Origin of the sequence: Acinetobacter sp. I-MWF (assembly GCF_025433935.1) — a bacterium.
In the GTDB taxonomy this organism is placed as follows: domain Bacteria; phylum Pseudomonadota; class Gammaproteobacteria; order Pseudomonadales; family Moraxellaceae; genus Acinetobacter; species Acinetobacter guillouiae.
Genome location: NZ_JAMBAR010000001.1, coordinates 2,658,210 through 2,670,496 on the forward strand (window position 1 = coordinate 2,658,210; position 12,287 = coordinate 2,670,496).

General features: G+C 37.3%; 8 protein-coding genes. 5 read left to right on the plus strand and 3 right to left on the minus strand.

Features of this window, described 5'->3' with window-relative positions; genetic code table 11:
- Window positions 1–113 precede the first annotated feature (113 nt).
- The 5 genes from M2R48_RS12325 (at window position 114) to M2R48_RS12345 (ending at window position 6,629) form a co-directional block, all read left to right on the plus strand.
- The gene (locus M2R48_RS12325) at window positions 114–2,249 is read left to right on the plus strand and encodes a TonB-dependent siderophore receptor (RefSeq protein ID WP_262086314.1); all 2,136 of its coding nucleotides are present in this window, start codon (window positions 114–116) and stop codon (window positions 2,247–2,249) included.
- Between the two features lie 60 nt (window positions 2,250–2,309).
- Window positions 2,310–2,588 carry a hypothetical protein gene (locus M2R48_RS12330; RefSeq protein ID WP_262086315.1) on the plus strand — a complete coding sequence of 93 codons (279 nt, stop codon included), beginning with the start codon at window positions 2,310–2,312 and terminating at the stop codon, window positions 2,586–2,588.
- 3 nt (window positions 2,589–2,591) lie between these two features.
- Window positions 2,592–4,154, plus strand: coding sequence for a PepSY-associated TM helix domain-containing protein (locus tag M2R48_RS12335; protein WP_262086316.1), 1,563 nt, complete (start codon window positions 2,592–2,594; stop codon window positions 4,152–4,154).
- Window positions 4,151–4,438 (plus strand): hypothetical protein, encoded by a 288-nt coding sequence (locus M2R48_RS12340; protein WP_262086317.1) that lies wholly within the window; start codon window positions 4,151–4,153, stop codon window positions 4,436–4,438. The genes M2R48_RS12335 and M2R48_RS12340 overlap by 4 nt, the downstream gene beginning before the upstream one ends.
- Before the next feature lie 316 nt (window positions 4,439–4,754).
- A complete protein-coding gene (locus tag M2R48_RS12345) occupies window positions 4,755–6,629 on the plus strand; it encodes an ABC transporter ATP-binding protein (RefSeq protein WP_262087491.1) in 1,875 nt (624 codons plus the stop codon).
- 378 nt (window positions 6,630–7,007) lie between these two features.
- Here the strand turns inward: M2R48_RS12345 and M2R48_RS12350 are convergent, their stop codons facing one another.
- The 3 genes from M2R48_RS12350 to M2R48_RS12360 form a co-directional block, all read right to left on the minus strand.
- Entirely contained in the window at window positions 7,008–8,156 is a 1,149-nt protein-coding gene (locus M2R48_RS12350) for a phospholipase A (RefSeq protein WP_004822164.1), read from the minus strand.
- 27 nt (window positions 8,157–8,183) lie between these two features.
- Window positions 8,184–11,123 carry an insulinase family protein gene (locus M2R48_RS12355; RefSeq protein WP_262086318.1) on the minus strand — a complete coding sequence of 980 codons (2,940 nt, stop codon included), beginning with the start codon at window positions 11,121–11,123 and terminating at the stop codon, window positions 8,184–8,186.
- Between the two features lie 220 nt (window positions 11,124–11,343).
- Window positions 11,344–12,108 carry a hypothetical protein gene (locus M2R48_RS12360; RefSeq protein ID WP_262086319.1) on the minus strand — a complete coding sequence of 255 codons (765 nt, stop codon included), beginning with the start codon at window positions 12,106–12,108 and terminating at the stop codon, window positions 11,344–11,346.
- Between the last annotated feature and the right edge of the window lie 179 nt (window positions 12,109–12,287).

The window sequence follows — 12,287 nt, forward strand, 5'->3', positions numbered from 1 at the left end:
CTAATTTTCTATCGTTATTTTATTTTCTATTTATATTTTCAATTGCACGACGCTTGTAAGCACTTCTTACAAACAATAAACTAAGCGATAATTATTATCATTTAAGATAAACAATGTTGAATTCTCTCCCACACAGCTTTAAGTTCTCTATTCTTAGTTTAGCGGTACTCAGTGCTCAGCAGAGTTTTGCTGAAGATATTGAAAATCTACCCACAATTTCAGTTCAAGCCACAGCGGATCAAACTGAATTAAGCTCTGAACAATCAAAATCTTATATCGTTAAAAAATCAGCAAGTGCGGCCAAGCTAAATATTCCTGTCAAAGAAACCCCACAAACAGTGAATGTGGTGACACGTCAGCAATTAAATGATTTTGCGCTCAACAGTGCACGTGAGGCTTTAAGTAATACTCCCGGTATTACTGTTAGCAATCAGGAAACCGAACGTTCAACCTACACCGCTCGTGGTTTTGAAATCTCAAATATTTTAACTGATGGCGTCGGCTTTCCTTCTAGCAGCTACAATTATAATAATACCAATCCTGATACGTATTTTTATGATCGTATTGACGTAATTAAAGGTGCAGATGCTTTAACCAATGCTTTTGGTGATCCAAGCGCAACAATCGATTATATCCGTAAACGCCCTACCCAAGAATTTCAAGCCAATGCTGGACTAAGTTATGGCTCTTGGAATACCCAACGTTATGAAGCAGATGTTTCAGGTGCATTAAACAAAGAAGGTAGCATCCGCGGACGTTTGATGGGTTATGAGCAAACTGGGGATTCTTATCTAGATCGTTATTCATCTGAGAAAAATGGATTTTCTGGCATCATTGATGCGGATTTAAGTGATACCACGTTATTAACTGTCGGTTATAGCCAACAACAGAACAAACCTAATGCAAATAATTGGGGTGCCTTACCACTTCTCGGTGCAGATGGGAAACAACTTTCCTATGAGCGTAATTATAATCCCAATCCAGATTGGGCATATTGGGATAATAAGTCACAAAATGCTTTTGCTGAATTAAAGCAAAAAATTAATGACAAGTGGACAGCTAAGCTGAGTTATAACTACACCCAAACTGACCATAACAGTAACTTACTCTATTATTTCGGTTATCCTGATCAAAATGGAGCGGGTGTAGCCCTTACCGCTTGGGGCGGAAAAGAAAGTCTAAAAAGTCATTTTGCCGACTTAAATCTACAAGGCTCATATTCATTATTTGGCCGTGAGCACGAAGCGACACTGGGTTATAGTTATCTACAAAATAAACAGTATGATCAACAGACCTCAGGCACAATTAATGACAGCAATATTAATAATAATCAAACCACAGATTGGGCAAGCTGGACACCCCAATCAGTAACTTGGTCTGCTTTTAGTGATGCTGCAAACTATACTCAAAAGCTCAATTCTGTATATGCTGCAACACGACTACACTTAAACGATGATTTGAAACTTTTACTCGGTTTAAATTATGTTCAAGCTAAAAGTGAAGGTGAAAGTTACGGTTCATCAATGGCCTATGATGAAAACAAAGTATCTCCTTATGCTGGCATTACCTATAACTTTAGCCCTGAATACACAGGTTATCTAAGCTATACCTCTATTTTCCGCCCACAATCTGGAGTGGGTACTGATAATAAAGCACTCAAACCAGTTGAAGGTGAAAGCTATGAGGCTGGTATTAAAAGTTCATGGCTAGATGACAAACTCACTGGAACTTTGGCGGTGTTTCGAACAGAACAAAGTAATTACCCTTTGCGCAATTCAGATGGAAATATTCTCAATCGAAAAGTTGAAACCAGTGACTTACGCTCTCAAGGGGTAGAAGTTGGACTGGCTGGACAATTAACAGATCATTTAAATCTGTCATTTGGCTATAGCCAATTTAGCTTAAAAGATTTAAAAAATGGTGGAGAGGCACGTACTTACAACCCCAACCAAACCATTAATCTTTTAACCACCTATACCATTCCAGCTATACCTAAACTGAAAATTGGCGCAGCCTTACAATGGCAAGATGCAACCAAGCTGTATGACTCTACTGTAAAGAGTACAATTACCCAAGATGCTTATGCTTTAGTAAATTTGATGACCAGCTATGACTTGAATAAGCATATTTCGCTTCAAGCAAATGCAAACAATGTAACAGACAAAAAATATTTATATAGCTTTCCAGATGGTCAGGCATTTTATGGCCCATCTACAAACTATAATGTTGCAGTGAAATTTAAATACTAATCTGAATTCGCCTTAATCTTTTAAGATTAAGGCGTTTTCAATTGCAAGAAAGTGATCGTTATGCAGATTGTGCTCTACCCTTTATCAGTGCTCTATCGTTTTATACTGGCTTTTGGTATGGGCTATGTGTGCAGTTATTTAGTATCCTTAGCTTTAATTGATGTGTTTTATCCTTATTTTGCCAAAGCTGAATCTATTTACTTGGCGGCATTTAGCGCACTTATTTTTTACATTATTTTTGTGATTCTAAGCTTTTGTATTCATTCTTTAAAGAAACTTACGCTGATCAGCCTGGTGTTGGTCACTACTTTTTTCCTATTTTCCAAGTTTATAGGTTAACTCATGCATAAATCTGTTCGTCAATCTATGGCATGGTTACATTCTTGGATTGGGCTTACTTTCGGCTGGCTGTTATTTGCAATTTTTTTGACGGGTTCTGCAACATATTATCGCCATGAAATTAGTATGTGGATGCAACCACAGTTCGCAAGTATGCAAATCAAACAGGAATCGGCTATACAGTCCGCGTATGCTTATTTGCAAAAAAATGCCCCAGATGCAAAAAGTTGGTATATCGGCGTTGCAAACCAGAATACCCCTGCAAATAAAGTTTATTGGCAAAAAGCCGATGGTGGTTATGAAAGTAAAACTTTAGATGCCAATACAGGTAAAGAATTGAGTCTTTCTGCCACACAAGGCGGTGATTTCTTCTATGGGTTTCATTATCAGCTTTATGGAATGCCTTATTCAATTGGGCGTTTGATTGTCACCTTTGCAGCGTTAATTATGTTTATAGCCTTGATTTCAGGCATTATTACCCATAAAAAGATATTTACCGATTTCTTTACTTTAAGAGCATTTAAAGGTCAGCGTTCATATTTAGATTTTCATAATGTAAGTTCGGTAATCGCATTGCCCTTTTTCTTAACCATTACATTTACCGGCTTGGCGATCTTTTTCTATCTGCTTTTCCCTACAGGGATGAAAAAAGCCTATCCAGATAATCCATATCAGTATTTTGATGAAATTCGTCATGTTTCAACTGCAAACAAGGCTCAACAAGCACAGCCGAAGAATATGTTATCTATTCAACATTTCCTGCAACAAACCCAACAGCAATGGGGAAAAACGAATATTGATAATATTACCGTTGATCAGCCCAATACACAGCTTGCCAAGCTCACAATTACTGCCTTAGAAGATCATTCGATTACACGTAATCAAGCACAACTTAGCTTTAATGGCGCTACTGGTACTTTAATTGGGAATACCCGTAATAACAGTGCAATTGCAACATTAAATGCCAGTATGTACGGGCTGCATATGGCGAATTTTGCCCAACCTTTATTGCGTTTAGGCTTATTTTTTTCTGGCCTCTTAGGTTGTGCAATGATTGCTTCGGGCTTATTGCTCTGGAGTTTAAAACGACAATTACAAAAGAAAAATGATCATTTTCACTTTGGACATTATCTAGTAAACCGACTCAATACCACGATGATTATTGGTTTACCCATTGCAATGTTAGGCTATTTATATGCCAATCGTTTTGTGCAACTTCAAGCAAATACACCGAATTATGAAGTCTATACATTTTTTACTTTGTGGTTATTCAGTTTTATTATTGCGCTCTGCACCAAACAACAATATCTCTGGAAAACTCAGCTCAAGTTGCTGATTGCTATGACATTAGCTTTGCCTATTTTAAATGTCTATTATCTGATTTCTAATCAATATATTCATTCATTACAGGATTATTGGTTATTTTTACGTGTGGACTTAATGATCTGGTTATTTGCCATTTTAGCGATTTTTTTACATCAAAGAATCACACCCATTCAAAACAAAGCTGTGGCGAAGATCAAGAAAAAGCTGGAACAAAAACCAGCGCAGGAGTCTGTGTCATGATATTGGCCTTAGCATTTCTCCTGATCCTGATTGCCAGTTATAGCTTGTATTTGGTCAGCTCAAAGCAGATCACCAAGACTCAGAAAAGTAAATTGTCTGTTTTAGCGCAACATGTGAAACTGGTAAAAGTTATCGCGTTTGCGTTGATCATCTCGGCTTTATTTTTATTCAGTGTAAATTATGGCAATAGCATCTCTTTTGTGGCCTTATGCATACTGAGTAGCCCAATACTGTTTGGATTGATACTCTTTGTAAATGATTTAAAACCTAAAATAAAAAAGTAGACATCTAGCGTTTTAACACTGTGCTAAGTAAATTTGATCAGTTTTTTAGGATGCTCAATGGCTAATCTATATTCATTGGGCAATCCTGATTGAATCGATAAGTTTTTTTAACAAGCTTTAGGTACAGTATAAATCGTTTTTATTCGATATAAATAACTGGTGTAATTTCCGCGAAAACTATACAATCTACATTACCCCACTATTCTCCCAATTTCTGCTGAATTTGCCTTAAAATAATTTAAGCTGTTCAGGTTGTAACTTCATTTCAATATTTTACAATTTAATCAATCTATAAAATTTCCACGAGGATTTTATGTTGCTGCAATGGTTTGAAAAGTTAGTAGATCCATATCCGTCGAAAGGTTTAAACGAACCATTACCCACCAAGTTCTTTCCATTTGTTTGGCAAGCTGCGACTGGTGTTAAGCGTTATTTATTGATTTTAATATTATTCACTGCTGCAACAGCAAGTTTTGAAGCTTTATTTTTTTCACAAATTGGACATTTAGTCGATTGGTTGACACAATCTAAACCTCAAGACTTTTTAGTAAATCATCGTGAAAATTTGATCTTTTTAAGCTGTATTCTGTTGGCAAATATCTTTTTTGCCAGTATGCAATCCATTATCAGACATCAGATTTTATACAGTAGTTTTCCAATGCGTTTGCGTTGGAGATTTCATAATCTAATGCTACGCCAAGGCTTAGACTTCTTCCATAATGACTTTGCTGGACGTTTATCTGCCAAAGTCATGCAGACTGCGCTAGCGGTACGTGAGTTTTGGGTGATTTTGGGCGACATGGTGACTTATGTTGTCATCTATTTCATCACCATCAGTATCGTATTGGGATCAATTTCTCCTATTCTATTGATTCCACTTTTATTATGGTTGGCGTTGTTTGTCAGTGCGGCATTATATTACATTCCAAGATTAGGACGAATTTCCAAAGAACAAGCCGATGCGCGTGCGGTGATGACTGGACGTGTAACCGATGCCTATACCAACATTCAGACAGTAAAACTTTTTGCACATGCAGGCCGTGAAAGCCAGTATGCAAAAGAGTCAATGAAAGAGTTTATGCGTACAGTGTTCAAACAAATGCGTTTAGGCACTGCATATGAACTTTGTATCAATTTACTGACAGCCGTTTTATTCTTTGGGGTATTAGGTACTGCTGTTTGGTTATGGTTACAGGGTCAAGCAGCGATTGGTGTGATTGCAGCAACAACAGCCATGATTCTTAAACTTAACAGTATGGCTGAGTTTATGATGTGGCAAACCTCTGCCCTATTTGAAAATGTCGGCACAATTCAAGATGGTATGCAAACTTTAGGTCGTCAGATCAATATCCAAGACAAAGAAGATGCCAAACCACTTGTTGTGACTCAAGGTAATATTAAATTTAGCGATGTCACATTTGCTTATAACAGCAAAAAAGTCATTGATCACTTTAATTTAAACATTCAACCAGGTGAAAAAATTGGTATTGTAGGACGTTCAGGCGCTGGAAAATCCACATTAATTCAATTACTTTTACATTTTTACACCATCAATAATGGAAAAATTACCATTGATGGTCAAAATATTGAAGAAGTCACTCAAGACAGCTTAAGAAAAAATATTGCGCTTGTGACCCAAGATACTTCTTTATTACATCGTACAGTTGCGGAAAATATCAAATATGGCCGCCCTGATGCGACTGATGAAGAAATGTATGAAGCAGTAAGAAAAGCCAAAGCAGATGAGTTTATTCCGCAACTTTCAGATTTAAGAGGCCGTACTGGCTATGATGCTTATGTCGGAGAGCGTGGAGTAAAACTTTCGGGTGGTCAACGTCAACGTATTGCCATTGCACGTGTATTTTTAAAAGATGCGCCTATTTTAATCTTGGATGAAGCAACCAGTGCTTTAGACTCCGAAGTTGAAGCTGCAATTCAATCGAGCTTAGATGAGTTAATGCAAAATAAAACTGTGATCGCGATTGCTCATCGTCTTTCAACCATTGCACAAATGGATCGTTTGATTGTGTTAGATCAAGGTCAAATTGCAGAACAAGGTACTCACGAGGAACTGATCGCACAAAATGGTATTTATGCACATTTATGGCATAGACAGACTGGTGGTTTCTTAGTTGAACCTGAACCAAAAGCCGCCACAGAAGATGAAGATTCAACAGTCAGCACTTCGTAAATAAAGTGTTTAAATAGCCAGATTATAAAAAACCACGTTAAAAATAGCGTGGTTTTTTATTATATAGTCAACCAGTCAAAAACTCAGACTCAAGAATATATTTTTTCATAATTAATATTTTAAATTAAATCAATTATATGTAAAAAATTATTTGATTATAAAAATTTAGCAATGCCACACTTTACTTTTAAAATTTTAATCGCTTTGCGTAGGCTATGCCTCATCTTATACTGCAAATAGCACACTTGAGCTTTCCGCTTATTTATCCAAATAAAACAACAACTCTTCCTTATAAATCAATAATCAAAAACAAAAAAGCTGTCTTATATAAAGACAGCTTGTTATTTAAATCTAGCCAATCAACACTATTTTAAATGATTAATACCAATTCATTAATGAAACACCTAGACCTACATAAGTCGCACGGTGATTATAATCAATCAAGCTTTCGCCATAACCATCAAACAATTGAAAATGCCCACGTAACTTGCCTTTAATTGGAAACGCCCAATCAAATTGCATTGCGCCGTGCGAATCATCCCCACCTTTTAAAGAGTGACGTAGCATCAAAGAAAAATCATTGTCATTCCAGCGATAGAATGCAGTCAAATCACCACGACCGATATAATTTTTAATGTCAGGGTTATTGTCATCCTTAAAATCTTCTTCGATGCGATACCACGGACGCACCATCAAGGCAAAATTATCTTTTTCAAAACCAAGATTTAAAATAACCCGATTCCAACTACGTGATAGCGGATCAGAACGTCCGTTTGACTGATGATTCAAAGTCAAACCCAGCAAGCGACCATTTAAGCCCAATAAATTATAATTGGTTCTAAAAATCAAACTTGCTTCAGGTTCGTAATTTGTTTCACGAAATGGACGAGACTCTTCACTGTTATAAACTTGCCAGCGAGACGATTGGGTATAACCAACCCAAACATCACCATTGTTTCCAAAAATATTTTCGGCAGCTTTGGTTTTTAAAGAAATCTGAAATTTAGCTTCCATTGACTTTAAATTTTGATCTTCATCCACGGTGTTTTGAGGATTTGGACTCTGCGGAAATTCATTTTTCTTGCTGGTCCAAAATGCAGGAAGCAAATAAACAGGTTGATTCGCGCGAATATTCCATGTACCTAATTTACTGTCTTGAGAAAGCTCCCAACGTCGATCAAGTAATGAGGTATTTGGATCAATTTTATCACCATGAATGGCAAATAAATTTTCTGCTTTCTGGGTGATTTTATCTTTGAGTGTTTCAGGTTCTACATTGGCTTTTTGAATATCTAAAGCAGCACGTTGCTCTGACACCAAGACTTGCGGAGCAACGGTAGGTGTTTTAAATATTTTATCGTAACAAGCCAAACGGTCAGCATTAGATTCGAGCGCAACACAGGCTTGCGTGCTTGCAGGATTCACTTGTGCAGTATCATCTGCATGAGCAATAGTCACCAAACCAAAACTGAGCATCATTAAGATGCTCAGATTCAATGGTGTACGTTCAAAATTTTTGAACGACATAGAATTCTCCAGAAAGAATTTATAGGGTTAATTTACTTTCTTAATTTCAAAACCTAATTGTTCCAACACTTCTTTTTTGGCAACTGGAGCGACTACAGCTCTTACAGGCTTTTGCTCAAGTAAATAAGTTTGTGTGACACGCTTAAGATCGTCAATAGTAACGTTTAATAAGCGCTCGCGTAATTGCTTTCTAAACGCAGGTGTACGTCCATGAAGCAATGCATAACATGCAGTAATGGCTTCACCTGCGGGTGAACCAGGTTTATCCATACTAGAAACCAGACCAAGAATGGCTTCTTCAAGCTGATAATCATGCTGCTCTTTGTTTAACAACCAATCTAAACTTGCTTCAAAGTCTTGGAAAGTTTCTGCAAGGCGTGGATCACGATAACTATAGAATCGGAACGAGCAAGCATTGCCATCATAACTTGCGCCCCCACCATATGCACCACCCTTTTCACGAATAGCACTATGCAGGAAACCATTGCGTAAATAGCCTGCAAGCACCATCAACGGCGCCGCATCTGGATGGGCAACATCTACAGCTTGGTAAGCAGAAGCACAAAATTGAACATTGGCTTGAATTAACCATGCTTGATCTGCATCGCTCTCATCCATAGCCACTTGCGTTAAATAGACAGGAGATTGATCAACTGCAAGTTTATCCCAAACCGTTTGCACTTCTTCAACTAAACGCTCTGAATGATGCTCTTCACACACCAATAAAAATTGTTTTGGTGCAAGCATTAAGCCTTTATGAATTGATTTTAACTCATCTATAAACGCATCATATGCAGCTTCATCTTTTTCTATTTTTGCGATCAAATCACCTAGCCAATTCAATGCGCCTAAACCTGTATTGTCATAATCGCGTTTTGCCAACGCACTCATATGACGTGAGGCAATTTGCATGGCATAACTATGTCCAGAACCTGACAAGCGAGAAGCCCAACGTGTTTTACGTTGTTGTAAAAGTTCGATAATGCGATCTTTTTCATCAAAACGTAATTGCTCAAAAGCCAGTTTAAGCAACTGAATCGCATCAAACTTATCCGTTAAAGATTTGGTTGTTAAAGTCAACCATGCACTGATTTGACCTTTGTCATCGGTTTTAGAACGAAGCGAAGCACCCATTCCCAAACCGCCACTAACAGCCGTCTGTAACTGTTGAAGTTCAAGATAATCATATTCGCCCGCACCCACTTCTCCCATGAGAACAGACAGTAAGTTAAAATAAGGCGATTTTACAATTTGATCTGGAATTTGAATCAATACTTGTTGGTAGTAAATTCCATTTGTACCTGCATGGTACAGATTTAATGGTGTATCTACCCCGTTGCAAATCACTTCACGCAATTGACCTTGAACAATGGCCAATTCAGCTGGAATGTCTTCCAAACCGACTTTAGGCAATAAGCTCAAATCATCTGGAGTTTCTTGACGAATTTTTAAAGCTTCAGTTTGTGCGATAATTTCAGCTTTATCTGCTTCTGACAAAGCCTCACCAATTTTCGCTAAACGTGCTTTTTCATCTTCTGCTTCTTGAGCAGATTTATTTGCATCTGGAACTAAAGTCATTTGTACACGATGCGGATTATCCAATAAATGAACTTGAATCAAGTTGGATAACCACATCGGATCTTTGAGTTCTTCTTTTACTTCTGCAATGGCAGTATCCACATCCCAAGCATGGATTGGATCATTATGATGAATTGCATTGCCCAAACCATTGAGAATCAGTGTTAAACCATACGGCGTACCATCACCACTGATTTCACGTTGATGTAATTCAATTTGATGCAAAATCGCATCGACCTTGTCTTTATCAATAGGCTTTGAAGCAACGTCTTGAAGAATATTGAGCACACCATTTTTAAATTCTTCAGTATGCTCAGGATTTGAACCTTGAACACCACAATAGAACGTCATTTCATAGTTAGAATCATCTACGCCCATGATTGGACCTGTAGACTGTGCATAACCACATGTTTCTAAATAATGGCGCAACGGCGAAGCAGAGTTTTCTAAAAGAATCCCTTCAACCAAACGCATACCCAGACGAAGTTTAACATCACTGGTTTTTGGTAATAACCAAGACAAAATATGATAAGTCTTGTCTGTTAAATCTTCTGCATCAACAGCATAGGTTTCTTGTACCTCAATCGGAGCTGTTAGTCTTTGCTCCTCTTTAGAGTAAATCGTTTCACCTTTGCTGAATTTAGACAGCGCCAACTTTTCAAATTGTTCTTGCAATTTATAAGCAGGCTCATCACCAAAGGTCATAAATACTGCATTACTTGGATGATAATGTGATTTATAGAACGCCACTAACTCATCATAAGTTAGGTCAGGAATATCCTTCGGATCACCACCAGAATTATAATGATAAGTCGTTTTCGGGAACAAATGATGCGCAAGCTGATGGTAAAGCTGATCTGAAGGTGAACTCATTGCCCCTTTCATTTCATTAAATACCACGCCTTTATAAACAGGCTCACCATTTTCCAGCTCAATACGAATACCTTCTTGAGCAAAATCCAATGGATTTAAATTGGCCGCAAAAGCCGCATCCAAATAGACTTCCAAAAGGTTTTGGAAATCTTTTTTATTTTGGGTTGCAAATGGATAAGCAGTCCAATCAGCTGCTGTAAACGCATTCATAAAAGTATTTAATGAACGACGAATCATCAAAAAGAATGGATCACGTACTGGAAATTTCTCTGAACCACACAATGCTGTATGTTCAAGAATATGTGCCTCACCTTTGGAATCCATCGGTTGAGTACGGAAAGCAACAAGGAACACATTTTCGTCGTGATCAGTTGCTAAATGGTAGTGCATTGCACCAGTCACTTTATGTTTATATTCAGACACTAAAATGTCTAAAGCTTCTACATGGTGTTGACGTACCAGCTGAAACGCAGGATGAACAGTTTGAGATAAGGTTTCAGTGACATCTACAGTCATGCGATCTCCAATATTAAATGTTTATCTATACCTTCAAGTATAACCGAAACTTAAATAAATGCGATTCATTCCTAACACTAATTCTTAGTAAATCAATCAGGATTAACCGTGACTTGCTATTGAAATATCAAGAATGCGCAATGCGATAAATAAAAAAAGTGATGATCAAAGGATTCGATCATCACTGTAAAACTTCACTTTTTTAATCAATATTTTTAAATTAGTAATACCTATGTTTTTCTGTATCCCAACGCTGAGCAATAAAAATACAGATAAAAATTGCAATCAATAATACAGCCGAGGCTGTAAAGCGACTTAAGGCTAATCCACCATGATCAATCGGTTTATCCAGAAAATCACCAACCACAGCGCCTAATGGTCGTGTAAGCACAAATGCGCTCCAGAACAAAATAACCCTTGAAGTTTTTGTAAATAAATACAAGGCGATGACGATGAGAATCAAAACCACATACAGCACAATCCCACCGCTATAACCCAGTCCTGCTGTATCTGATGACCAATCCCCCAATGCAGTACCTAAAGTTTGTGAAAAAGTAATGGTTAACCAATAGAACAGTTCTGCACGAGGCTGATTGATATGTGGTGAAATTGTTCCTTCTACTTTGTACCAAGCATATAAAGTCAACAATACCAAACTGAGTAATAACGTACTTCCACCTAAATAACCAATACCCAGTGAACGATCAACAAAGTCTGCCAGTGTCGTCCCCACTGTCGTACTTGCAATAATGGTAAACCAATATAAATAGGGGTGAAAAGCTTTAGCTCGAATTTGAAAATAGACAAAAGCGATAAAGATAAAAGCAAAGATAAAGGTACCGACCAAATACCCTAAATTAAGTGACATTGAAACAGCATCGCCAGCCGTTTCACCAAAAGTGGTTGCAAAGATTTTGGTGATCCAAAACAGTAATGTGACTTGCGGAACTTTAGAAATCAGTACATCTAAATCATTTTGCTTCATTTGATTTATTCAGCAATTATGCGTTAAAAGCTATAGTCTATGCTTCGACTTAAAATAGAATTAAAAATGTGATAAAAGTCACTTTACCCTGTTAAAGACTGAGTCATCATTTGTATTTAGCGCTTATAAATACTTCACCAAAGCGGATATATGTCTTATCGAGCTTGAGAAGTTTTTAT

Coding starts and splice junctions, on each gene's coding strand:
- M2R48_RS12360 (WP_262086319.1), bottom strand. CDS start 12,108: ATGAAGCAAAATGATTTAGATGTACTGATTTCTAAAGTTCCGCAAGTC.
- M2R48_RS12350 (WP_004822164.1), bottom strand. CDS start 8,156: ATGTCGTTCAAAAATTTTGAACGTACACCATTGAATCTGAGCATCTTA.
- M2R48_RS12355 (WP_262086318.1), bottom strand. CDS start 11,123: ATGACTGTAGATGTCACTGAAACCTTATCTCAAACTGTTCATCCTGCG.
- M2R48_RS12335 (WP_262086316.1), top strand. CDS start 2,592: ATGCATAAATCTGTTCGTCAATCTATGGCATGGTTACATTCTTGGATT.
- M2R48_RS12325 (WP_262086314.1), top strand. CDS start 114: ATGTTGAATTCTCTCCCACACAGCTTTAAGTTCTCTATTCTTAGTTTA.
- M2R48_RS12330 (WP_262086315.1), top strand. CDS start 2,310: ATGCAGATTGTGCTCTACCCTTTATCAGTGCTCTATCGTTTTATACTG.
- M2R48_RS12340 (WP_262086317.1), top strand. CDS start 4,151: ATGATATTGGCCTTAGCATTTCTCCTGATCCTGATTGCCAGTTATAGC.